Source organism: uncultured Streptococcus sp. (assembly GCF_963536705.1).
GTDB lineage: Bacteria > Bacillota > Bacilli > Lactobacillales > Streptococcaceae > Streptococcus.
Genome location: NZ_CAUTAP010000005.1, coordinates 79512 through 101236 on the forward strand (window position 1 = coordinate 79512; position 21725 = coordinate 101236).

The window sequence follows — 21725 nt, forward strand, 5'->3', positions numbered from 1 at the left end:
ATTTAACAGAATTTTAAAAAATGCTCAGTTTTCAGTAAGGACGCTCTAGAATCTTGACTTTTTTTCACAGATGCTCTATCAAAAACTTGACAGTTTTTACGCTTTATATTAAAATAAATTTAATATAAGAACTGAAAGCGAACACAACGGGGTGTTTGCTCTACATATAAGTGAGCAACGGTGCTACAAAAAAATAAAAATTCCTTATTTTTTGTAGTACTTTTTTTATCAGCGAATCTGGAGTAAAGCGATGAAGCAATTTGTGCTGGCTGGTGTTTCCAGCGGTGTCGGAAAGACCACAGTTACCCTAGGGATTTTGAAAGCTCTGGCAGACAGAGGTTATCAGGTCCAGCCTTATAAGGTAGGACCTGATTATATTGATACAGCTTATCATAGTCGGATTACCAAGCGGCCTTCACGGAATGTGGATAGCTTTATGATACCGGACGATCAGAGTCTGGCTTGGTCCTACTACAAATGGCATGGAGACGCAGATGTGGCAGTAGTTGAAGGAGTCATGGGTCTCTTTGATGGTCTGGGAACGGACAAGGATTGTGCGTCTTCTGCTTCTGTTGCTAAGAAGTTGGGTATTCCAGTTGTCTTGATTATTGATGGGAAGGCAATATCCACCTCGGCGGCAGCCATGGTCCATGGCTTTGCGACCTTTGATCCGGACTTGGATATTGCTGGGGTCATTATCAATCGAGTAGCTTCGCAAAACCACTATGAGCTCATCAAGGGCGCCATAGAGCGGTATACAGATGTTGAAGTGCTGGGCTATCTGCCTAAGAATGCAACAGCAGAGCTGCCATCGCGTCATCTGGGTCTCATCCCTGACGTAGAAATGGATGATTTGGACCGTCGATTTGAGGAATTGGGAGCGGCAGCAGCCAAGCATATTAATCTAGACAGGCTGCTGGAAAAGGCAGAACTTCCCGATAAGCGGATGACAAATCCTTTTCATATCCACAATGATCAGCCCTTGACTTTGGCTTATGCTTTGGATGATGCTTTCCACTTTTACTACGAAGATAATTTGGACTTTTTAAGAGAGCTCAATGTCCAGCTGGTACCTTTCAGCCCTCTGAAAGATAAGGAGCTCCCAGCTGCAGATGCTTATTATTTTGGCGGCGGTTTTCCAGAAGTCTACGCTCAGGAACTGATGGCAAATGCTGACTTCCGGGCTTCGGTCAAGAAAGCTCACGAGCAGGGCCGGCCAATCTATGCAGAATGCGGCGGCCTCATGTATCTGGGAGAGCTGCTGGAAGTAGAGGGTCAGGTCTATGAAATGGTCGGTATTTTCAAGGGCAAGAGCCTGATGACCCCTGGCCTGAAAAGCTTTGGTTATTGCCAAGCAGAAACGCAGGTAGACAGTCTTTTTGGTCCTAAAGGTACGGCAGTCAGGGGACATGAGTTTCACCATTCAGTCTTTGAAACGGAGGAAGATAGGGTCCTCAAGCTAGAGAAGGTCAGAGACGGTCAGGTCGTAGCTGCCTGGACAGGCGGTTATCAAAAGGGCCGGACCTTTGCCAGCTACTTGCATGTTCATTTTTATCAGGACGAGCAGCTGCTGGCCAACTGGCTGAACTATATCAAAGAGGCGAACTGATATGACACACATTGCAATTTTTTTGGCCGTTTTACTTGACTGGCTGATTGGCGACCCCTATAGCTGGCCTCATCCAGTCAAGTGGATGGGTTCCTATATTTATTTATGTATGCGTTTGCAGGAGAAAAGGCAGTTTTCGCCCTATCTATTTGGCTTTTTCCTCTGGCTGACAACAGTTGGACTGGCGCTGGGAGTGAGCTACGGTCTGCTTTGGTTGGCTAGTCTGGTCCATCCCGTCTTCTATTGGATCGTCTGGATCTATCTGGCCTATGCCAGCCTGGCGGCTAAAAGTCTAGCTTTTGAGGCCCAAAAAGTTTACCATACGCTCAAGTTTGGCACTTTGGAAGAAGCTAGAAAGCAAGTTGGCATGATTGTCGGCCGTGAAACTTCCCAGCTGACTCCAGAGGAAATCAGCAAGGCGACAATTGAGACGGTGGCTGAAAATACCAGTGACGGGGTTATTGGCCCTCTGCTCTGCCTCTTTCTGGGCGGACCCATTCTAGCTATGACCTATAAGGCTATCAACACCTTAGATTCTATGGTAGGCTATAGGACGGAGAAATACCGCAAAATCGGCTTGATATCTGCCAAGATGGATGATCTGGCCAATCTGATTCCTGCGCGTTTGACTTGGCTTTTCTTGATTCTCAGCAGTCAAATTTTACTGCTGGATGTCAAAGGAGCCCTGCGGATCGGTTGGCGGGATCGCTATCAGCATGCTAGTCCCAACAGTGCTTTTTCAGAGGCAGTTGTGGCTGGAGCTCTGGGGATTCAGCTGGGCGGACCACACGTCTATCACGGAGAGCTGATTGAGAAGCCGACCATTGGAGAGGCTTCCAGATTGGTTGAGGCTGATGATATTCAGACGGCGATCTCTCTGCTTTATACAAGTACCATGACAGGTTTAATCTTGTTCACTCTTTTATATTTAGTAAAGCAAGCATATTTCTAGGAGTATACTATGACATATATCCAAAACCCTTCCTCTATTGAGGAAAAGAGCTTTCAAATTATTCAGTCTATGATTACTGAAAAAGACCCTGATTATGTCTTCCATTCGGAAATGGAAGAATCTATCATCAAGAGGGCTATCCATACGACGGGAGATTTTGATTATCTCTATACCATGCGCTTTGAGCATGATGTTCTTAAAAAAATAGAAGAAGTAATCAGAGCTAAGGGGACTATCCTGCTAGACTCCAATATCTCTCTCAATGGCATTAATAAGCGGGTGCTGGACCAGCTGGGAGTGAGCTACCGCTGTTTAATCAGCGATGAAGAAGTAGTTGCGCTGGCCAAGGAAAAGCAAATTACCAGAGCTATGGCGGCTGTTGAGATAGCAGCTAAGATTGAAGGGCCTAAAGTATTTGCCTTCGGTGGTGCTCCTACGGCTCTGTCTTACCTGATTGAGCTGGCAGAGCAGGGATTGGTAGAAGCAGATGCAGTGATTGGGGTTCCAGTCGGCTTTATCAATGTCGAAGAATCCAAAGAGGAACTGCTTCAGTCAGGTCTTCCGGCCCTTGTCAATCTCGGCAGAAAAGGCGGCAGCACGATTGTAGTAGCCATTGTCAATGCCATTATCTACCAGCTGAGAGAAGTGGTGACGGATGACTATGTCCGTTATTCTACACCATCCAGTAAAGAAGGAGGAAAGAACTAGATGTCCTATCTAAAAGCAGCGCACAAGATTGAAGAAGCTAGTTTCAGCAAGATTCAGGAAATTATTGACCAAGAGCATCCGGATATTCATTTTTCAGATCCTTTTGAAGAGGCAGTGCTCAAGCGGGTTGTCTTTACCAGTGCGGACTTTGACTACCTCTACAATATCAAGTTTTCCAATCAGGTTATTGAGAAAATCCTCTACGTCCTCCGAAACAAAGGCACCATTTTTACGGATACGACTATGGTCTTGGGTGGTTTTAATAAAAAACTGCTGGATGACTTAGGTGTTTCCTATCGCTGTCTGGTCAATGAGCCAGCAATCTTTAAGGAAGCTAAGGAGAAAGGAATCACTCGCTCCATGGCTGCTGTGGAATATTCGGCTAAAGTGGATGGTCCAAAGCTATTTGTCTTTGGGAATGCTCCAACTTCTATCTTTAAGGTTTTGGATATGGTCGAAGAGGGGAGCTTGCAGCCGGATGCGGTTGTCGGAGTTCCAGTCGGCTTTGTCGGAGCGGCAGAATCCAAGCTCAAGCTCCATGAAAGTTCTGTGCCTTCTATCGCGGCGTTGGGACAAAAGGGTGGCAGTACCATCGCAGCAGCTGTGGTCAATGCCATCCTCTACCAGCTCAAGCTCGACACTACAGACTATGAACGTTACAGTGTTTCAGATAAAAAGCAGGCTCCGGAGAAAGGAGAGGGCTAATGATGGATGAATACGCTTATGTCAATGGAAAGAAATTAAGAAAAGGTTTTACAACTGGTACTTGTGCGACGGCGGCGACCGTTGCAGCCTTGAGCATGATCTTAAATCAGGAAAGAGAAGAAAAGGTTACTGTTCATACGGCTTCAGGTGTGGAAGTGACCATGGATGTTCACAATCCTTCCTTTGGACCAGAAGAAGCGACAGCGGCCATTGAAAAAGATGGCGGAGATGATGCGGATGCGACGCACGGCCTCTTGATTTATTCGACCGTGACTCTTCTGCCAGATCAGAAGGAAATCGAGATTGACGGTGGTCAGGGCGTCGGGCGCGTGACCGAGAAGGGACTGGCCTGTGATGTCGGCATGGCAGCCATCAATCCAACTCCTAGACGGATGATTGAGCAGCATGTCCGTGAGATTATCGGTCCCAACTGTGGAGCACGAGTTATCATTTCCGTTCCTGGTGGGGAAGAAACGGCCAAACTGACCTACAATTCCAGATTAGGTATTGTCGGTGGCATTTCAATCTTAGGAACAACAGGGATTGTCAATCCAATGTCCGAGGATAGCTGGAAGGCGTCCATTACGATTGAGCTGACCATGCTCTACAATCAAGGACATCGTTCAGTCGTCTTGGTACCGGGAAATTACGGTGAAGATTTTGCTACTAATACTGTGGGGATTCCAGCTGGGCGCATCGTCAATATGAGTAACTTTGTCGGACATGTCCTCAAAGAAGTGCAGCGCATCGGCTTTACCAAGGTTTTGATGATCGGTCACATGGGCAAGTTTGTCAAAGTAGCTGCTGGGATTTTCTCTACCCACAGCAAGGACTCGGATGCCCGTATGGAAACGCTGGTGGCTAATCTTGCCCTGATGGGGGCGCCTATTGAGCTGCTGGAAAAGGTTGACAAGTGCTTGACGACCGAGGCAGCTGGAACAGCCATTAAAGAATTTTCTTACGAGGGTGTCTATCAGGTCTTGGCAGATAAGATCAAGGCTAGAAGTGAGCGCCTGCTTCGCTATCGTAAGCCAGAAGTCAGCATTGAGGTGGTCGTCTTTGGGACTGAGGAAGGCTATCTGGCATCAACCCAGCCTTTAGAGCAGATAAAGGAGGAATGGACATGATTTATGTTATCGGAATTGGTCCGGGAGATCCTAGCTATGGTCTTCTGGGACAGGAAGCCTATTTTGAAAAGGCTGACCGCATTTTGGGCAGTGAACGCCATCTGGAAATCTTACCGCCGGCTTATCGGGATAAGGGTTTGGTCCCTCCTAAAAAATTAGCCGCATTAGCAGAATTGCTGGAGAGCTTTGGTGAGAATGAGGAAATTTTATATCTGGCCTCAGGCGACCCGCTAATTTACGGTTTGGGCAAATGGCTATCAGAGAAGTTTAAGGGACGCGTGGTCATCTCGCCGGGTATCAGCGCCATGCAGTATCTGGCTAGTAGAATTGCCTTGCCCATGAACGATGCTTATCTGACGAGCAGTCATGCTAAGGCGCCTAACTTTGACTTGATTATGAGTCTGTCAAAAGTCTTTATGGTGACCGATCAGAAAGTTGGCCCCTACGAGATTGCTCAAGAGGCTGTTAAAAGAGGCTTGGATAAGGTGCTGGTCATCGGTGAGCAGCTGAGTTATGAAGACGAGCGTATTACCATTCTGCCTGCGAGTGAGGTAGAAGATAGAGAATATGAAATGAATGTAGTGGTGGTGTTAGATGAGGGATTCGGAATTTATCAGGGCTAAAGTCCCTATGACTAAGGAAGAAGTCAGAGCCATCAGTTTGGATAAGTTGGAGCTGCATCGAGCCAAGCGCATGCTGGATGTCGGTTCTGGCACTGGTAGTGTCACGATTCAGGCAGCCCGAACCTATCCAGAACTGGAAGTGGTGGCGGTGGAGCGAAATGAAGACGCGGTGGCCTTGACGCAGGAGAATATCCAGCACTTTGGCTGCCACAATGTCCGTCTCCATCAAGGACTGGCTCCGATTGAGCTGGATGGCAGCTTTGATGCCATTTTTGTCGGAGGGACCGGGGGCAATATGCAGGAGATTTTCGACTGGTGTGCCCAGCTCATGGAGCCGGGCGGTCGGCTGGTCTTGAACTTTATCCTGCTGGAGAATGCTCTGGAAGCAGCTCTAATAGCGGAGCAGATGGACTGGGAGGATCTAGAGATTGTCTCCGTTCAGGCTAGCCGCTGGACAGCTATAGGCAAGGGGCACTATTTCAAGCCTCAGAATCCGACTATTATCGTTTCCTGCAAGAAAAAAGAAAGAGAGGCTAATTGATGTCCAAAGTACATTTTGTTGGAGCAGGCCCAGGTGATGTGGAGCTGATTACGCTCAAAGGTTACAAGCAGCTGTCTGAGGCTGATGTGGTCATTTATGCAGGCTCCTTGGTCAATCCAGACTTGCTCAACTACTGTAAAGAAGGAGCTGAGATTCACGACAGTGCCAGCATGCACTTGATGGAAATCATCGATGTCATGGAGGCTGGAGTCAAGACTGGTAAAGATGTGGTTCGTCTGCAGACGGGAGATTTCTCAATCTACGGTTCCATTCGAGAGCAGATCGAAGAGATGAAGAAACGGGGTATTGAGTTTGACTGTACGCCGGGCGTCAGTTCTTTTCTGGGAGCTGCTTCCAGTATCGGGGCAGAGTATACCGTACCAGAGGTTTCTCAAAGCCTCATCATCACTCGGATGGCTGGCCGGACGCCTGTGCCAGATCGGGAATCTCTGAAAAGCTATGCTCAGCATCGGACTTCTATGGCTATCTTCCTGTCCGTTCAAGGCATCGAAAAGGTGGTCAGCGAGCTAATCGAGGGTGGCTATCCTCCAGAAACGCCTGTAGCAGTCATTTACAAGGCGACTTGGCCGGATGAAAAGAAGGTCTTTGGCGATTTGACTAACATTGCTGAGAAAGTCAAGGAAGCTAAGATTAGAAAGACAGCTTTGATTTTGGTCGGTGACTTTTTAGGTCAGGAATTCTACTATTCCAAGCTCTACCATGCAGATTTTCAGCATGAGTTTAGACGGGGGAAGAGCAGCCATGCCAAGTAATTCTCAAGCCCGTTACGCAATCGCAACAGTGACAGCGGTCGGCAAGGACTTGGCTCTGACTCTGCGAGAAAAGCTGGGCAAGGAAATCCCTATCTATACGACACCTCGATTGGCAGATGACAGAGTCATTGCTATCGAAGGACGAGTGATTGAGGCGCTTGGTCAGCTCTTTCAGGAAGTGGATATTCTCATTTGTATCATGGCTATCGGGGCGGTTGTGCGAGCTATTGCACCAGTCTTGAAAGACAAGGCGAGCGACCCAGCAGTGGTGGTCATGGATGAGAAAGCGACGAATGTCATCAGCCTGTTGAGCGGACATCTAGGCGGAGCCAATCAAGTAACGCTAGACATCGCAGAATTGCTCGGTTCCAATCCTGTTATCACGACAGCGACAGATGTGCAGAATGTAACAGCCTTGGACAATCTGGCTCAGTCGGTCAATGGCTGGCGACCGGAATTGAGAGAATTCATCAAACCTTTCAACAGCTATCTAGGAAGCGGCCGAACCGTCTATTTCTATCAGGAAAAGGACTGGGTTACGGACCTTCGCGGTCTGACTCTGGTGGATGAGGAAGGACTTGTGGCTGTTCTCAAAGGAACGGAACCGCTGATTCTACTGACTACTGAAAAAAAGGACATTCAAAGAGAAAACCTGGCTCTCATCTATCCTCAACCTTATATCTTAGGAGTTGGAGCCAGAAAGGATGTGGCTCCTGCTGTCTTCCGAGAAGGCTTTGAGGAATTTTGTCAGCAGCAGGGAATTTCTGCCAGTGAGATTTCTAAAATCGTCAGCATTGATGTCAAGAAGGATGAAGCAGCCATTCTGGCCTTGGCCGAGGAATTGGGCTGTCCCTTTGAGACCTTTAGTAAGGAAGAGCTGTCTGTCGTAGCAGACCGCTATCCTCAGTCAGAATTTGTCAAAAAGACAGTCGGAGTCGGCAGTGTCGCCTTGGCCAGCGCAGATTTGGCCAGTCAGGGTCAAGTCCTGACAGAGCGCTTTGCCAAGAACGGCTGTACCTATGCGCTTGCAAAAGCAATAACCAAAAAGTAAATCAAAAGAAAAAGCAGACGGTCTTATGAACCAACTGCCCTTATAAAGTTTAATCATACCCATAAAGGAGAAAAAATATATGTTATACGTTATCGGATTAGGCCCAGGTAAAAAAGAATTGATGTCACAAGAAGCATTGGCTGCTATAGCCGATTGTGAGATTATCGTCGGCTACTCGACTTATATGCGATTGATTCTTGATTTGGTCAAGGACAAGGAGCTCGTAGCGAATGGTATGCGTCAGGAAATCGACCGTTGTCAAAAGGCTATTGATTTGGCTAGAGAGACTGGCAAAAATGTCGGAGTTGTTTCTAGTGGAGATGCCGGAGTCTATGGCATGGCTGGCTTGATTTTAGAATTGCTGGGAGATGCCAGCGATGTAGAAGTTAAAGTGGTTCCAGGTATTACAGCTAGTCTGGGTGCCGCTGCAGCGATGGGAGCTCCCCTCATGAATGACTTCTGTCACATCAGTCTGAGTGACTTGATGACTCCTTGGGAAATGATTGAGAAGCGTCTGCATGCCGCAGCTCAAGGTGACTTTGTTGTCTGCCTCTATAACCCTCGGAGTAAGGGACGTCCAGACCATCTGGCCAAGGCACTTTCTATCATGTCTGAGTATAAGTCAGAGGATACTATTGTCGGTATCGGTAAGGACATTGGCCGTAAGGATGAGGAAATCATCTTGACGACTATCAAAGATTTGGATGAGACTTTGGTAGATATGACGACAATCGTTATCGTTGGTAACAAAGAAACTTATGTTAAAAACGGACGCATGATCACACCTCGAGGATATACTTTATGATGAAATTACTGCTGGGAGGGACATCCGACAGCACCGCTATTTTAGAAGTGCTTGACCGCATGAAGATTGACGTAACAAGCTCTGTTGTCACAGACTATGGTCGGCACTTGGCTTCCAAATTCGGCCAGCCGGTCATTCAAGGCCGGCTAACAGCCGAGGATATGGTTGCCTTTATCAAAGAGAATGATGTGGATGAAATCATTGATGCAACTCATCCTTTTGCGGATATCGTTTCCAAGGAAGCCATTCGGGCGGCAGAGATGGCCGGTGTATCTTACCTGCGCTTTGAGCGTCAGGCGACCTTGGATTTGAGCGGAGCTATCGTGGTGCATTCGACCCAAGAAGCGATTGATGAGATTGCCAAGCGCGGCTACAAGACAGTCTATCTGGGAACGGGCAGTAAGACCCTGCCACTCTTTGTCAAGGGACTGCCAGAGCAGCGGATTGTCGTTCGCGTTCTGCCGACTTCGGAAGTGCTTCTGGCTTGTGAGCAGCTGGGACTGGTAGCGGATCAGATTGATGCGATTAAGGCTCCATTTTCCAAAGAGTGTAATAAAGAGCTCTTGCTACGTTCAGGAGCAGATGTCTTTGTTTCCAAGGAGAGCGGTACCGTCGGTGGTATTCGTGAAAAGATTGATGGCTGTCAAGAACTGGGGATGGACTGCATTATCATCTCTCGGCCAATTGTGGCCTATCCGCAGATGGTTTCTAACTTGGAAGAGTTAGAGGCTTATCTGACAAAATAGCTAATAAAAGGAGAAAAAATGTCCGGTTTAGTAACATTACTGGGAGCAGGTCCAGGCGATGCGGAGTTGTTGACCCTCAAAGGCAAGAGACGGCTTCAAGAAGCAGATGTCTTGGTCTTTGACCGCTTGGTCAATCAAGAGCTCTTTCAGCATCTAAAGTCTGACTGCGAAAAGATAGATGTTGGCAAAAAGCCAGGCCAGCCCTGCATCCGACAGGAAGAGATTGAAAAGATTCTCATCGAAAAAGCCCGTCAGGGCAAGCGGGTAGTCCGCCTCAAGAGCGGTGATCCCTATATCTTTGGCCGAGGCGGAGAAGAAGGAGTCAAGCTGGTGGAAGCTGGTGTGGACTTTGAAGTGGTGCCAGGTATCACCTCTGCTGTGGCTGGTCTGACCTATGCAGGGATTCCTATGACTTATCGGGATGTAGCGACTAGCTTCCATGTCTTTACAGCCCATCTCAAGGATGAGACAGAAATGCTCAATTGGGAAGCAATTTCTGAGCTCAAAGGAACCTTGGTCTTTCTCATGGGCATGAAAAATCTGCCTTCCATCGTCCAAGAGCTGACGGCTAGAGGCTATGGCAAGGACAAGCCAGCCGCCATCGTTGAATGGGGAACCCATCCTCAGCAACGCTCAGTGGATGGAACCTTGGGCAACATAGTCGAACTAGCAGAAGCTGAGGACTTTAAGGCACCGAGTGTCATCGTGGTAGGTGATGTCGTAGCCTATAGACAGCAGCTGAATTTCCATGAGAATCTGCCACTTTTCGGCCGTAAAATCTTCATCCAGCAATCAGAGACTGGCAGACTTCCTCGTTTGCTCAGGGATGCTGGAGCTGCGCTGACCACTTTCCCTGCTCGAGATTTGGTTGAAGAGTTAGACTTGCAGCTGCCGGACTTGGAGCAAGTAGACGGTCTCCTCTTTGCAGACATGCAGAGCTGGCCGCTCTTCTTGAAAGCCCTCCGCAAGGCAGGCAAAGACTTGCGCAGTCTGCCGCACATCCGCTTTGCGGCTATTGGTCATCATACGGCTAAGTCTATCGAAGCGAGCGGCATTGTGCTGGATCGGATGACGCCTCAGCAGTCGGATGCGGATTTTGCAGCTGCTCTTGAAAAAGAAGGCGGCAACTGGTATATTCTGACAGCTGAGCATAAGAAAGCCAGTCTGGCAGAACTCTATTCGTTGCCGATTATTGCTAGTCACAGGCTAGCCTTTGACAGTCAGATTAACAGTGACAATTGGTCAGAAATTGAAGTAGTCTGTCTTCCGAACTCAGCTGCGGCCATGAACTTTGTAGCAGCAAGTCAGGAAGCTGGATTTGACTGGAAGGAAGTTCCTATCGTTGTCATGGGTGCCAGCACACGGGCTGTTTTAGAGGAAGCAGGCTTTAGCAAGATTGTTGAGACGGATGAGGCGACCATCGCTTCTATCATCGACAAATGTCGGGAAATTCTCTGAAAGGATACGGGTCATGAGTAAAGCTATAGTAGTAGTCAGTTTCGGAACGACCTATCCCGAGACTAGACGTAAAACTATCGAGGCTTGTGAGCAGGCTATTCAGGAACATTTTCCAGACTATCCGGTTCACCGAGCTTTTACCTCTAATGTCGTTAGACGGCGGATTAAGAAGCAGGAAGGTCTAGATATTCCTACGGTCAAAGAGGTTTTGGAGCAGCTCTTGGAAGAGGGGACTGAAGAGGTCTATATCCAGCCTCTCCATGTCATTTTGGGCAGCGAGTATGAAAAGATTATCGCTCAAGCCAAAGAGTTTGAATCTGTTTTTAAAAAGCTGGTCGTTGCCAAGCCTCTGCTCAACAGTCAGGAAGACTATGAGGCTGTCAAGGATATTCTGCTGGAACGGTATGGTCATGAAGGTCATGATGCAGCAACCGTTCTGATGGGGCACGGCAGTCAGCATTATGCCTTTACAGCTTATGCAGCCTTGGATCATATGATGAAGGGAAACTCAGTCTATATCGGATGTGTAGAAAGCTATCCTCCGGTTGAGCTGATTGAGCAGAAGCTGAAGAAAGATGGCGTCCGAGAAGTGCATCTGGCACCTTTCATGCTGGTAGCGGGCGACCATGCGACCAATGATATGAGCTCAGACGAGGAAGGTTCATGGTATCACTTCTTCAAGGAGCGGGGATATGAGGTCAAGGCCCATCTGGTCGGTCTGGGCGAATATCCTGAAGTTCAGCAGCTCTACATCCAGCATTTGGAAGAAATCATCGAATAGGAGGAAGGCATGGCAAAATTTTACGGAATTGGTGTGGGACCGGGTGATAGCGAGCTAGTGACTATCAAGGCCAGTCGGCTTTTGGAAGACTTAGATATTCTCTATACACCTGAGGCTAAGAAAGGGAGTAAGAGCTTTGCATTAGGCATTGCAGAGCCCTACCTGAAAGAGCATCTGGAAATCAAGCAGCGGCATTTCCCTATGGTCCGTTCCAATTCGACCAAACAAGTCCAGTGGCAGGCCATCTCTGCTGAAATCGCAGAGGATGTCAAGTCTGGCAAGAATGTCGGCTTTATCACACTGGGTGACCCCATGGTCTATAGTACTTACAGCTATCTGCTGGCCCTGCTGGAAAAGGAAATCGACTGTCAGACCATCCCTGGTATCACCTCTTTCTGTAGCATGGCTTCTGAGCTAGGTCAGCCTCTGACCATGGATGAGGAGTCTCTGGCGGTCATGCCGGCTACGGCTTCAGCTGAGAAGATCGAGGCGGCGCTTGAGCTGCATGACTCGATTGTGATCATGAAGGTGGCCAATCACCTAGATACTGTCCTGCCTCTGCTAGAAAAGCTCGGTCTCTTGCAGCAGACTTTTATGGTTAGCAATTCTTCGACGGATAAGCAGCAGACCCTGCTGGGCCTCGAGGGAATCACACCAGAAACCAAGCTGCCTTATTTTACTACCTTCCTCGTGAAAAAGAAGATTTTTTAATATCAGAACCCATGTTCATGGATAAACATTCATCCTTTTGAGCTTAGGTTCTTAGTAAAGGAAAAAAATATGAAACTATTGAAAAATAAAAAAGTAACTTTTGTGGCCTTGTTGGCTATTTTGGCGGTACTGAGTACCCAGTCTGTGTCAGCTATGCATATCATGGAAGGCTATCTTCCACTCTTTTGGTGTATCTTCTGGTTCGCCGTATTCCTGCCTTTCTTTGTGGTCGGCTTGATGCGCATCAAGAAAATCGTTGCAGAGGATCCAAATTCCAAGACCATGCTAGCCTTGTCCGGTGCCTTTATCTTTATCCTGTCTTCTTTGAAGATTCCGTCTGTTACAGGATCTAGCTCGCATCCGACTGGGGTTGGTCTGGGGACAGCTATGTTTGGTCCGTCCGTTATCAGCGTTTTGGGAACCATCTGTTTGCTCTTCCAAGCCCTCCTCTTGGCTCACGGCGGCTTGACTACTCTGGGTGCCAATGCATTCTCAATGGCAGTGGTTGGTCCATTTGTCGGTTATTTTGTCTATAAGTTTGCTAAATCCATCAAGCTGTCTACACCGGTATCTATCTTTATCTGTGCGGTGATTGCGGACTTGGCGACTTATGCGACAACTTCTATCCAGCTCGGTTTAGTCTTCCCAGATGCTAACAGCGGTTTTGTTGGTTCTGCATTGAAATTCATGGGTGTCTTCTTGACCACTCAAATCCCGATTGCTATCGTAGAAGGATTGCTGACAGTTGTCCTCTATAACTTGATCTCAGAAAATATCAAAGAAAGAGCAGGTCTGTTCAAATGAAAAAATATAAGAATATCATCTTAATCTTGGCTGCAGTAGCAGTCACTCTAGCTGCCTTTATCTTTGCCCCTAAGGGTGTGGAATACAGTGGAACAGATGACGCTGCTGAAAAAACTATTAGTTCTATCCAAAAGGACTACGAGCCTTGGTTTTCACCGATTTTTGAGCCAGCAGGTCCGGAAGTAGAGAGTCTGCTCTTTACCCTGCAAGGCAGTATCGGAGCGGGGATCATCTTCTATGTCATTGGCTACCACAAAGGGAAAAAACAAGGCCAACAAAAGGAAGTTTCTGAACATAAATAAAAGCCTTCAACAGTAAGAGCGAGCTCTGGTTCTTGATAGCGATTCAGCTTGTCTGGGACCGGAGTTGCTCTGTGCTGGGAGGTATTGCAAAACATAGCTAGAAAGGAGAGCTACCTCATGTTTGCGATTGATAAATACGCCTATCAAAACCGGTTGAAAAATCTGCCGGTTGCTTATAAATTTGTCATCTATGTACTCTTGTTAGCTGTCAGTTTTTCTGGTGTCAGGAGTCTGCAGCTAGGGCTCATTGTCTTGGTGGCGCCTCTGACTTGCTATCTAGCTCGGCTTCCGTGGTTGCGCTATCTAAAGTGGTATCTGCACGCCAGTATTTTTATTCTGATTAGTCTCTTGACCTTTATCTTGACCTATCAGAATAATCAGGAACAGCTCTTGCTGGCCTTGCCTTTAGGTCAGGGTTATCTGGGCATCAGCCAATCCTCTGTCCAGCAGACCATTTTTATCCTTTTGCGCATCTACTCATCCTTGGTTTCGACTTATTTCTTTGTCCTGACAGTGCCTTTTGCTCAGATGCTGCGGCTTTTTAAAGCCATGCACGTCCCGCGGGTACTGCTAGACTTGATTGTCCTCATGTATCGCTTCATTTTCCTGGTCTTCTATGAGTTTGTGACCATTCGGGATACCTTGGACTTGAAATTCTCCTTTTACAATAAAAGGAAGCAACACCAGGCTTGGGGCAGATTAGCCAATACTCTCTTTGTCAAACTGCTGGATGATAATCAGCATTTAAATGAGGTGCTGACGCTAAGATTTGATGCAGAGCACAGTGAATAATGAAAGCGCATTTACAAGAAGACTGCTTTTATACTATAATGGAAAGTAGATAGGAAACTCAGATGTTACAAGTGAAGAATATTTCTTTTGCGTATGACGAAAATCCAACGCTGCACGATATTTCTATGGACTTCGAAGAAGGCCGGATTACCGGCATTCTAGGAGTTAACGGCTCAGGTAAGTCTACCATCATGAAAATTATCACCCGCCTGCTCAAACCGCAGAAGGGCAGCATTTTATATGATGGTCAGCCTGTGGGCGACTCTAAGAAGGCCTTGTTTCAGTATCGGCAGCATGTCAATATGGTCTTTCAGAATCCAGAGCAGCAGCTCTTTTATACCATTGTGAAGGACGATATTGGTATGGCCTTGGAAAACTTAGGCTATGAAGAAGACGAGATAGCAAGCAGAGTCGCGACAGCTTTAGAGATGATGGATATTTCCCATCTGCAGGACAGACCCTTGCAGTATTTGAGCTACGGCCAGAAAAAGCGGGTGGCTATTGCTGGCATGCTGGCCCTGCAGCCCAAGTATCTGCTGCTGGATGAGCCGACAGCTGGACTGGATCCAAAAGGGCGGGACCAGATGGCCGCGACCATGAAAAAGCTAGTCCAAGCTGGAACCAACATCATCGTATCCAGCCATGATATGGACCTGATGTATGATTGCTGTGACTATGCCTATCTGCTGCAGAAGGGGCATTTGATAGCGGAGGGCAGCAAGTTTGATTTCTTCCAGCAGGGAGAACTGCTAGTAGAGGCAGGCTTGGCTGTACCTTGGATTGTCAAGCTTCATCAGACTATCCAGACGCCACTGGCAGAAAATGAAGCTGCTTTCTTTGAGCAGCTAGGAGGAAATGTAAAATGGTCAAATCATTGATGGTACAGGGAACTGCCTCAGATGCTGGAAAGAGCATTATTGCGGCGGGGCTCTGCCGGATTTTTAAGCAGGATGGCCTAGAAGTGGTGCCTTTTAAGTCGCAGAATATGGCGCTCAATTCCTTTATCACCAAAAAAGGAGATGAAATGGGCCGGGCTCAGGTCGTTCAGGCTGAGGCAGCTGGCAAAGAGCCGGATGTCCGCATGAATCCAGTCCTGCTCAAGCCCACGTCTGACCGCAAGTCTCAGGTCGTTTTTCTAGGTCGGGTACTGCGGGATATGGATGCCGTCGAATACCACGAATACAAGCAGCAACTCCTGCCTAAGATTAAGGAAGTCTGTGAGGAGTTGGGTGCTGAAAATGATATCATCGTCATCGAGGGTGCTGGCAGTCCAGCTGAAATCAATCTCAATGACCGAGACATTGTCAATATGGGTATGGCCAAGCTGGTCGATGCGCCAGTGATTTTAGTGGCGGATATTGATAAGGGAGGCGTCTTTGCCTCTATCTACGGAACGATTGAGCTCATGCCGCCTGAGGACCGCAAGCGGATCAAGGGGGTTATTATCAATAAATTCCGCGGTGATGTTGCCTTGCTGCAGTCTGGTATTGACATGATTGAGGAGCTGACTCAGGTGCCGGTTATCGGAGTCGTGCCTTATGCCCAACTGGATATTGACAGCGAAGACAGCGTCGCATTGGTGCAGAAAAGCCGGCGCTTTGATAGCAGAAAGAGTCTGGATATCGCAGTTGTCAGCCTCAAGCGCCTGTCCAACTTTACGGATTTCCACAGTTTAGAAATCCAGCCGGATGTTTCTGTCCGCTATGTTCAGCCTGGTGATGCAATCGGTCGGCCAGATCTCTTGATTTTGCCGGGCAGCAAAAACACCATCGAAGACATGAACTATCTGCGTGAGTCTGGTCTTGAAGCCGAGATTCTCGAGTGTCTGGAGCAAGGCGTGCGAATCTTTGGTATCTGTGGCGGTTATCAGCTGCTGGGGCAGAAGATTAGTGACCCGCTGCACCTAGAGTCCGACTTAGAAGAGATTAGCGGTCTAGGAATTTTAGAGACAGAGACGGTGCTTCAGCCGGTCAAGCGGACGACTCAGGTCAGAGCCCTGCATGAGGGGCAAGAGCTAGAAGGCTACGAGATTCACATGGGGGAAACCCAGCTTGCGGATAGTCTGGAGCCATTTTCCATCATCAAGGAGCAAAATGGTGAAGCGACTGAACGTCTAGATGGAGCAGTGGCTTATGATGGTCAGGTCCAAGGAACCTATCTGCATGGGGTCTTTGACAATCTAGAATGGACTCGTCAGTACCTGAATGAACTTCGTCTGGCTAAGGGCTTAGAGCCGCTAGAGGGCCAGCTTATCAGTATCAAAGACTTTAAAGACAGAGAGTATGATAAGTTGGCAGACGTCCTGCGCCAGTCTTTGGATATGGATCAGATTTATCAAATCATCAACAGAGAAGAAAAATGAGAATTTATACGAAATACGGTGACAAGGGCTTTACACGGCTCTACGGTGGGGATCGAGTATCCAAGACCCATATTCGGGTCGAAGCTTATGGAACGATGGATGAGCTATGCTCTCATCTAGGCTATGTCGTATCTGAGATGCGCGACTATCCTATCTTGGAAGACCTGCGTTTGGAATGCGAGGAAATCCAGCAGCATCTATTTGACTGTGGCAGCGACTTGGCGACACCGAGGGAATTGCGTCCCTACAAGCAAGAGCCAGCCAATGTCAGCTGGCTGGAGGAGCGGATGGATGAGTATATGCACATCCCTCCGAAAATCGACCGCTTTATCATTCCGGGCGGCCATCGGATTGCGAGTCTTCTGCATGTGGCTCGTACCATGACCAGACGCCTGGAGCGCCGGATGGTGGCTGTTATAGAGGCAGAAGAAGCGGTCAATGAGATTGGCTTGATCTATATCAACCGCCTGTCGGATTACTTTTTTGTGCTGGCTCGATTGGTCAATGACCGTCTAGAGGAGCCAGATACAGTCTACAAACGCAGCGCGAAAATCTTTCGGGAAAAGAAATAGGAGAAGCTAGCATGTATCCAGTCATGATTAATATCAGAGAGAAGAAAGTCGTGGTAGTGGGAGGCGGCAAGGTCGCAGCGCGGAAGATTAAGACCCTGCTGGCTGAGCAGGCTGCTGTGACGGTGGTCAGTCCGACTCTGCATGCTGACATTCCGCAGGCGGAGATCCAATGGCTAGCTAGACCTTACCAGACAGGTGATTTGGAAGGCGCAAAGCTAGTCTTTGCCTGTACAGATCAGGCGGAAGTCAACCGCCAGATTATGGAGGATGCGGCACCCAGTCAGCTGGTAAACAATACGGGCGACAAGACCTTTTCTGACTTCTACAATGTAGCCATTGCGAGAAAGAAGGACGTATCTGTTATGATTTCGACCAACGGCCTCTCGCCCAGCCGTTCCAAGGAGATTCGCAAGAAGATAGAAGCAATTTTAGACCAACTTTAAAAGAAGGAAAGAAGCATGCACCTATTATATGTGGGTTTGACCCATCGGGAAACGCCGCTGACAATTTTGGAAAAAGCGCATTTTTCAGATCAGGAGGGGCTGAAAGCTCTGAAGCTCCTGAAAAGAGAAAAAAGTATCTTGGAAAATATCATCCTGTCCACCTGCAATCGGACTGAGCTCTATCTGGTGGTGGACCAGCTGCACACTGGCCGCTACTATTCCAAGCATTTTTTGGCGGACTGGTTTCAGATTCCTGTCAAGGAGCTGGAAGAGTATTTAGTCTTTCGTGAGGGGGATGAGGCCTTGCGGCATCTGCTGCGGGTTTCTATCGGCCTAGAATCCAAAATTGTCGGTGAAAGTCAGGTCTTGGGCCAGCTCAAGCAGGCTTTCTTGACAGCGCAAGATGCTGGTACGACTGGAATTGTCCTCAATCAGGCTTTCAAGCAGGCGCAGACCTTTGCCAAGCGCATGCATGATACTTATCGAATCAATGACCGGCCCATTTCTATCGGTCTGACCGCCATCCAAGAATTGGACCGACTGGGGCTGGATTACAGCACTAAAAAGGTAGCTGTTATCGGTCTGGGAGAGATTGGTCAGTTGGTGACTAAGTATGCTCTGCAGCGGCCATTCGAATCAGTCATGCTGCTCAATCGGACAGTCAGCAAGGCTCAGCCTTTTCTGACAGAGGACAGGGTATCTGCCCATGGCTGGGATGAATTGGAAGCAGTACTGGCGGATGCGGATGTGGTCTTTTCAGCGGTTAAAACGGAAGAATACATTATCTTTCCCTCTATGCTTAAGGAGGGTGCGATTGTATTTGACCTCTGTCTGCCGCGTTCCTGCCATCCTAGCTCGTCTCTGAAGCTCTATAATATCGAAAATCTAACCAATCAACTCGAGCAATATAAGACAGAGCGGCAGGAGATTGCCGGTCGGATTGCTTTGGAGATTGATGAGGAGCTGGTCAAGTTTGCTGACTGGCGTCAGCAGCTGGGCATTATTCCTCTGATTCAGGAAATCAGGGATAAGGCTTTGGAAGCTCAAGCTTCGGCCATGGAAAGTCTTAATCGCAAGATTCCAGATTTGACCGAGCGGGAGCAGAAGCAGATCTCCAAGCACATGAAGAGTATCATCAACCAAGTCTTGAAGGAGCCAATCTTGCAGCTCAAAGAGCTGTCAGTAGGAGAGCATTCAGACTATGACATTGCCTTGATTGCCAAGATATTTGGCTTGCACAGAGAAAGGGGAAAAGATGAAGGTCATTAAGGTAGGAACCCGCAAGAGTAAGCTGGCCATAACCCAGACCCAACAGTTAGTGGACCAACTCAAGGAGCTCCATCCAGAGCGGGACTTTGTCCTCGTTCCCTATACCACAAAAGGAGATCGCTTGACCCATGTCAGCCTCCAGGAAATTGGCGGCAAGGGAGTCTTTGTCAAGGAAATCGAACGAGCCCTCTTGGCTGGTGAGATTGATATGGCGGTTCACAGTCTCAAGGACATGCCAGCTAAGCTAGCTGAGGGCTGTGCACTCGGTGCGATTAGTCAGCGAGAAGATGTTCGAGATTGCTTGATTTTCCGTCAAGCTGGCCAGACGCTGGCTGACCTGCCTAAGGGCGCTCTTATAGGAACCAGCAGCATTCGCCGACAGGTTCAGCTGCAGGCTCAGAGACCGGATTTGGCTTTTAAACCACTTCGAGGCAACATTGATACCCGTATCAAGAAGCTGGGAGAAGGCGAGTACGACGCGATTGTCTTGGCTATGGCTGGACTTAAACGCTTGGGCTGGCTGGACCAAAACCGTCTTCACATTCAGCCTTTAGAGACCAGTCTTTGTCTGCCAGCTATTTCTCAGGGCGCTTTGGCAGTGGAATGCCGGGAAGAGGATGAGGAACTGCGGCAACTGTTGGCGACTGTTCAGGATGAGAAGACAGCTGCTGAAGTGGCAGTTGAACGGGCAGTTTTGGCTCAGATGAATGCAGACTGTACCTTCCCTATCGCTGCTTTTGCCCAGAAAAACGGTCAGGACTATCATCTAGAGGCCATGCTGGCCAAGGAGGACGGCCAATGTGTCTTTGTCAGCCTTAAAGGGCAGGATGGCCAGCAATTAGCTGAGCAGGCTGTGCGCCAGTTAGCCGATAAGGGAGCAGTAGGAATGCCATGGTTAAAAAAATAATCTTTACCAGAGAGCAGGCGCCAGACTCAGCCTGGCTAGCAGAAATCAGACAGGCTGGATTTGAGACGCATCATGTTCCTCTCATCCGCTGTCAGTCTCTGCCCTTGCCAGAAGCTGTCCAAGCAATTCTGCCAGAAGCCGACTGGGTCTTTTTTACAAGTGCTGTCGCAGTGGAGGCTTTCAGTCCCTATCTGAAAGCGGATTACCGGATTGCGACCATTGGACCTCAGACCAGTCAGGCGCTGGATAAGCTAGGCCGAGCCTGTGATTTTCAGGCCAGCAGCCACTATGGTCTTGACTTTATTCAGGAGTGGCTGGATTTGGCTCTGCCAACGCAGAAGATCTTGCTGCCTCAGAGCAGCCTGTCCAATCCCAGTCTGGCTGAGAAGTTAAAAGAAGCAGGTCACGATGTCTGGGCTTGGCCTATGTACGAAACGACCTCAAATCCTGCTGGTCAGGACCAGCTCGAGACCTATCTGTCCCAGGAGGGTGTGATTTGGACCTTTGCCAGTCCGTCGGCTTGGCAGAGTTTTTGTGCTATTAAGCCCCATCTAGCGTCCAGCCATCAGATTGCAGTGATTGGCCAGACAACGGCTCAGGCAGTCAAGGAGTCCGGCTATGAGGTGGACTACCAGCCCCAGAGTCCTTCTGTTGAGGAAATGGTCAAGGAAATAATCAAGAAAGAAGAGAAAAAGCATGGAATTTTATAGACATCGCAGGCTGAGGAGAAGCAGCGGTCTGCGGCAGCTGGTTCGAGAAACCAAGCTGTCTGTGGATGATTTTATCCAGCCCTTATTTATCAAGGAAGGTCTAACTGAAAAGCAAGAGGTAGCTTCTATGCCGGGAGTTTATCAGTTCTCACTTGAGGATTTGCTGCCAGAAGTTCAGGAATGTGTGGACTTGGGCATTCGGGCTTTTATCGTCTTTGGCATTCCGTCAGAAAAGGACGAAAGAGGCAGTCAGGCTTCAGCTGAAAACGGCATTGTCCAGGAAGCTATCCGTCTGATCAAGAAGCATTTCCCTGAGACGGTCGTCATTGCAGACACCTGTCTCTGTGAGTTTACCAGTCACGGCCATTGCGGTATTTTGCGAGGGGAGGAAGTGGACAATGATCTGTCTCTGACTAGACTGACAGAAGTCGCTGTCAGCCAAGCCAGGGCTGGAGCAGATGTCATTGCGCCTTCCAATGCCATGGACGGTTTTGTGGCGGCTATTCGTCAGGGGCTTGATGCAGCGGGCTTTGAAGAGATTCCGATCATGTCCTATGCCATTAAGTTTGCCTCTAGCTTTTATGGACCTTTCCGAGATGCAGGTGAGAGTGCTCCGGCCTTTGGCGACCGCAAGACCTATCAGATGGCTCCGGCTAATCGCTTGGAGGCTCTAAGAGAAGCTAAGAGTGATGAGGAGCAGGGAGCAGACTTTCTCATGGTTAAGCCGGCTCTGTCCTTTCTGGATATCCTCAGAGAGCTGCGCCAGGAAACCCGGCTGCCTCTGGTGACCTATAATGTCAGCGGAGAATACGCCATGGTCAAGGCAGCAGCTCAGCAGGGCTGGATCAATGAAAAAGCCATTGTCATGGAAACCTTGACCAGTATGAAGCGGGCTGGTGCAGACTTGATTATCACTTATTTTGCCAAGGATGCGGCTGGCTATCTGAAAGAAGGATAGAGACTGCGGAAAATCA

The 21725-nt window shown here is 48.4% G+C and carries 25 protein-coding genes; all 25 read left to right on the forward strand.

Annotated elements, in window-relative coordinates; genetic code table 11:
• The first annotated feature begins 250 nt into the window (after positions 1-250).
• Entirely contained in the window at positions 251-1609 is a 1359-nt protein-coding gene (locus RWX26_RS04490) for a cobyrinate a,c-diamide synthase (protein WP_314579615.1), read from the forward strand.
• A 1-nt stretch (position 1610) separates the two neighbouring features.
• Positions 1611-2561, forward strand: a complete 951-nt coding sequence (gene cbiB / locus RWX26_RS04495; protein ID WP_314579618.1) for an adenosylcobinamide-phosphate synthase CbiB — start codon at positions 1611-1613, stop codon at positions 2559-2561.
• A 9-nt stretch (positions 2562-2570) separates the two neighbouring features.
• Positions 2571-3269 (forward strand): cobalt-precorrin-8 methylmutase, encoded by a 699-nt coding sequence (locus tag RWX26_RS04500; RefSeq protein WP_002910554.1) that lies wholly within the window; start codon positions 2571-2573, stop codon positions 3267-3269.
• Positions 3270-3974: a cobalt-precorrin-8 methylmutase gene (locus RWX26_RS04505; protein WP_223337402.1), complete on the forward strand. Its 705-nt coding sequence runs from the start codon at positions 3270-3272 to the stop codon at positions 3972-3974.
• Entirely contained in the window at positions 3974-5101 is a 1128-nt protein-coding gene (cbiD, locus tag RWX26_RS04510) for a cobalt-precorrin-5B (C(1))-methyltransferase CbiD (protein WP_061595246.1), read from the forward strand. The genes RWX26_RS04505 and cbiD overlap by 1 nt, the downstream gene beginning before the upstream one ends.
• The gene (locus RWX26_RS04515) at positions 5092-5724 is read left to right on the forward strand and encodes a cobalt-precorrin-7 (C(5))-methyltransferase (protein WP_314579624.1); all 633 of its coding nucleotides are present in this window, start codon (positions 5092-5094) and stop codon (positions 5722-5724) included. Before cbiD ends, RWX26_RS04515 begins: the two co-directional genes overlap by 10 nt.
• The gene (locus tag RWX26_RS04520) at positions 5696-6265 is read left to right on the forward strand and encodes a decarboxylating cobalt-precorrin-6B (C(15))-methyltransferase (protein WP_314579626.1); all 570 of its coding nucleotides are present in this window, start codon (positions 5696-5698) and stop codon (positions 6263-6265) included. Before RWX26_RS04515 ends, RWX26_RS04520 begins: the two co-directional genes overlap by 29 nt.
• On the forward strand, positions 6265-7038 hold the full coding sequence (locus RWX26_RS04525; RefSeq protein WP_126435889.1) for a cobalt-precorrin-4 methyltransferase: 774 nt from the start codon (positions 6265-6267) through the stop codon (positions 7036-7038). The genes RWX26_RS04520 and RWX26_RS04525 overlap by 1 nt, the downstream gene beginning before the upstream one ends.
• Positions 7028-8089, forward strand: coding sequence for a cobalt-precorrin 5A hydrolase (gene cbiG / locus RWX26_RS04530; RefSeq protein WP_314579630.1), 1062 nt, complete (start codon positions 7028-7030; stop codon positions 8087-8089). The genes RWX26_RS04525 and cbiG overlap by 11 nt, the downstream gene beginning before the upstream one ends.
• 79 nt (positions 8090-8168) lie before the next feature.
• Complete coding sequence (cobJ, locus tag RWX26_RS04535) at positions 8169-8894, forward strand: precorrin-3B C(17)-methyltransferase (RefSeq protein ID WP_125356104.1); 726 nt, start codon at positions 8169-8171, stop codon at positions 8892-8894.
• The gene (gene cobK / locus RWX26_RS04540) at positions 8891-9640 is read left to right on the forward strand and encodes a precorrin-6A reductase (RefSeq protein ID WP_125445346.1); all 750 of its coding nucleotides are present in this window, start codon (positions 8891-8893) and stop codon (positions 9638-9640) included. Before cobJ ends, cobK begins: the two co-directional genes overlap by 4 nt.
• A gap of 18 nt (positions 9641-9658) precedes the next feature.
• Positions 9659-11098 (forward strand): uroporphyrinogen-III C-methyltransferase, encoded by a 1440-nt coding sequence (cobA, locus tag RWX26_RS04545; RefSeq protein WP_314579633.1) that lies wholly within the window; start codon positions 9659-9661, stop codon positions 11096-11098.
• A gap of 13 nt (positions 11099-11111) precedes the next feature.
• The gene (locus RWX26_RS04550; RefSeq protein WP_314579635.1) at positions 11112-11879 is read left to right on the forward strand and encodes a sirohydrochlorin cobaltochelatase; all 768 of its coding nucleotides are present in this window, start codon (positions 11112-11114) and stop codon (positions 11877-11879) included.
• 9 nt (positions 11880-11888) lie between these two features.
• A complete protein-coding gene (locus tag RWX26_RS04555) occupies positions 11889-12590 on the forward strand; it encodes a cobalt-factor II C(20)-methyltransferase (protein WP_314579637.1) in 702 nt (233 codons plus the stop codon).
• Positions 12591-12659: 69 nt separating this feature from the next.
• A complete protein-coding gene (locus tag RWX26_RS04560) occupies positions 12660-13394 on the forward strand; it encodes an energy-coupling factor ABC transporter permease (protein WP_002898257.1) in 735 nt (244 codons plus the stop codon).
• Positions 13391-13696 (forward strand): energy-coupling factor ABC transporter substrate-binding protein, encoded by a 306-nt coding sequence (locus RWX26_RS04565; protein WP_002911813.1) that lies wholly within the window; start codon positions 13391-13393, stop codon positions 13694-13696. Before RWX26_RS04560 ends, RWX26_RS04565 begins: the two co-directional genes overlap by 4 nt.
• A gap of 117 nt (positions 13697-13813) precedes the next feature.
• Positions 13814-14488, forward strand: a complete 675-nt coding sequence (locus RWX26_RS04570; RefSeq protein WP_032909763.1) for a CbiQ family ECF transporter T component — start codon at positions 13814-13816, stop codon at positions 14486-14488.
• 62 nt (positions 14489-14550) lie between these two features.
• Complete coding sequence (locus RWX26_RS04575; RefSeq protein ID WP_002910533.1) at positions 14551-15366, forward strand: energy-coupling factor ABC transporter ATP-binding protein; 816 nt, start codon at positions 14551-14553, stop codon at positions 15364-15366.
• On the forward strand, positions 15351-16850 hold the full coding sequence (locus RWX26_RS04580; RefSeq protein ID WP_002910532.1) for a cobyric acid synthase: 1500 nt from the start codon (positions 15351-15353) through the stop codon (positions 16848-16850). Before RWX26_RS04575 ends, RWX26_RS04580 begins: the two co-directional genes overlap by 16 nt.
• A complete protein-coding gene (locus tag RWX26_RS04585) occupies positions 16847-17422 on the forward strand; it encodes a cob(I)yrinic acid a,c-diamide adenosyltransferase (RefSeq protein ID WP_314579645.1) in 576 nt (191 codons plus the stop codon). The genes RWX26_RS04580 and RWX26_RS04585 overlap by 4 nt, the downstream gene beginning before the upstream one ends.
• A gap of 11 nt (positions 17423-17433) precedes the next feature.
• A complete protein-coding gene (locus RWX26_RS04590; RefSeq protein ID WP_002896443.1) occupies positions 17434-17865 on the forward strand; it encodes a bifunctional precorrin-2 dehydrogenase/sirohydrochlorin ferrochelatase in 432 nt (143 codons plus the stop codon).
• Positions 17866-17880: 15 nt separating this feature from the next.
• Positions 17881-19134 (forward strand): glutamyl-tRNA reductase, encoded by a 1254-nt coding sequence (hemA, locus tag RWX26_RS04595; RefSeq protein WP_314579647.1) that lies wholly within the window; start codon positions 17881-17883, stop codon positions 19132-19134.
• Positions 19121-20041 (forward strand): hydroxymethylbilane synthase, encoded by a 921-nt coding sequence (gene hemC, locus RWX26_RS04600; RefSeq protein WP_314579649.1) that lies wholly within the window; start codon positions 19121-19123, stop codon positions 20039-20041. The genes hemA and hemC overlap by 14 nt, the downstream gene beginning before the upstream one ends.
• Positions 20026-20751, forward strand: a complete 726-nt coding sequence (locus RWX26_RS04605) for a uroporphyrinogen-III synthase (protein WP_314579652.1) — start codon at positions 20026-20028, stop codon at positions 20749-20751. Before hemC ends, RWX26_RS04605 begins: the two co-directional genes overlap by 16 nt.
• Positions 20738-21709, forward strand: coding sequence for a porphobilinogen synthase (gene hemB, locus RWX26_RS04610; protein WP_314579655.1), 972 nt, complete (start codon positions 20738-20740; stop codon positions 21707-21709). The genes RWX26_RS04605 and hemB overlap by 14 nt, the downstream gene beginning before the upstream one ends.
• The last annotated feature ends 16 nt before the right edge of the window (positions 21710-21725 follow it).

Excerpts from the sequence above, each read along its gene's own strand:
- RWX26_RS04490 (WP_314579615.1), top strand. The coding sequence starts at position 251 with ATGAAGCAATTTGTGCTGGCTGGTGTTTCCAGCGGTGTCGGAAAGACC.
- cbiB (WP_314579618.1), top strand. The coding sequence starts at position 1,611 with ATGACACACATTGCAATTTTTTTGGCCGTTTTACTTGACTGGCTGATT.
- RWX26_RS04500 (WP_002910554.1), top strand. The coding sequence starts at position 2,571 with ATGACATATATCCAAAACCCTTCCTCTATTGAGGAAAAGAGCTTTCAA.
- RWX26_RS04505 (WP_223337402.1), top strand. The coding sequence starts at position 3,270 with ATGTCCTATCTAAAAGCAGCGCACAAGATTGAAGAAGCTAGTTTCAGC.
- cbiD (WP_061595246.1), top strand. The coding sequence starts at position 3,974 with ATGATGGATGAATACGCTTATGTCAATGGAAAGAAATTAAGAAAAGGT.
- RWX26_RS04515 (WP_314579624.1), top strand. The coding sequence starts at position 5,092 with ATGGACATGATTTATGTTATCGGAATTGGTCCGGGAGATCCTAGCTAT.
- RWX26_RS04520 (WP_314579626.1), top strand. The coding sequence starts at position 5,696 with ATGAGGGATTCGGAATTTATCAGGGCTAAAGTCCCTATGACTAAGGAA.
- RWX26_RS04525 (WP_126435889.1), top strand. The coding sequence starts at position 6,265 with ATGTCCAAAGTACATTTTGTTGGAGCAGGCCCAGGTGATGTGGAGCTG.
- cbiG (WP_314579630.1), top strand. The coding sequence starts at position 7,028 with ATGCCAAGTAATTCTCAAGCCCGTTACGCAATCGCAACAGTGACAGCG.
- cobJ (WP_125356104.1), top strand. The coding sequence starts at position 8,169 with ATGTTATACGTTATCGGATTAGGCCCAGGTAAAAAAGAATTGATGTCA.
- cobK (WP_125445346.1), top strand. The coding sequence starts at position 8,891 with ATGATGAAATTACTGCTGGGAGGGACATCCGACAGCACCGCTATTTTA.
- cobA (WP_314579633.1), top strand. The coding sequence starts at position 9,659 with ATGTCCGGTTTAGTAACATTACTGGGAGCAGGTCCAGGCGATGCGGAG.
- RWX26_RS04550 (WP_314579635.1), top strand. The coding sequence starts at position 11,112 with ATGAGTAAAGCTATAGTAGTAGTCAGTTTCGGAACGACCTATCCCGAG.
- RWX26_RS04555 (WP_314579637.1), top strand. The coding sequence starts at position 11,889 with ATGGCAAAATTTTACGGAATTGGTGTGGGACCGGGTGATAGCGAGCTA.
- RWX26_RS04560 (WP_002898257.1), top strand. The coding sequence starts at position 12,660 with ATGAAACTATTGAAAAATAAAAAAGTAACTTTTGTGGCCTTGTTGGCT.
- RWX26_RS04565 (WP_002911813.1), top strand. The coding sequence starts at position 13,391 with ATGAAAAAATATAAGAATATCATCTTAATCTTGGCTGCAGTAGCAGTC.
- RWX26_RS04570 (WP_032909763.1), top strand. The coding sequence starts at position 13,814 with ATGTTTGCGATTGATAAATACGCCTATCAAAACCGGTTGAAAAATCTG.
- RWX26_RS04575 (WP_002910533.1), top strand. The coding sequence starts at position 14,551 with ATGTTACAAGTGAAGAATATTTCTTTTGCGTATGACGAAAATCCAACG.
- RWX26_RS04580 (WP_002910532.1), top strand. The coding sequence starts at position 15,351 with ATGGTCAAATCATTGATGGTACAGGGAACTGCCTCAGATGCTGGAAAG.
- RWX26_RS04585 (WP_314579645.1), top strand. The coding sequence starts at position 16,847 with ATGAGAATTTATACGAAATACGGTGACAAGGGCTTTACACGGCTCTAC.
- RWX26_RS04590 (WP_002896443.1), top strand. The coding sequence starts at position 17,434 with ATGTATCCAGTCATGATTAATATCAGAGAGAAGAAAGTCGTGGTAGTG.
- hemA (WP_314579647.1), top strand. The coding sequence starts at position 17,881 with ATGCACCTATTATATGTGGGTTTGACCCATCGGGAAACGCCGCTGACA.
- hemC (WP_314579649.1), top strand. The coding sequence starts at position 19,121 with ATGAAGGTCATTAAGGTAGGAACCCGCAAGAGTAAGCTGGCCATAACC.
- RWX26_RS04605 (WP_314579652.1), top strand. The coding sequence starts at position 20,026 with ATGGTTAAAAAAATAATCTTTACCAGAGAGCAGGCGCCAGACTCAGCC.
- hemB (WP_314579655.1), top strand. The coding sequence starts at position 20,738 with ATGGAATTTTATAGACATCGCAGGCTGAGGAGAAGCAGCGGTCTGCGG.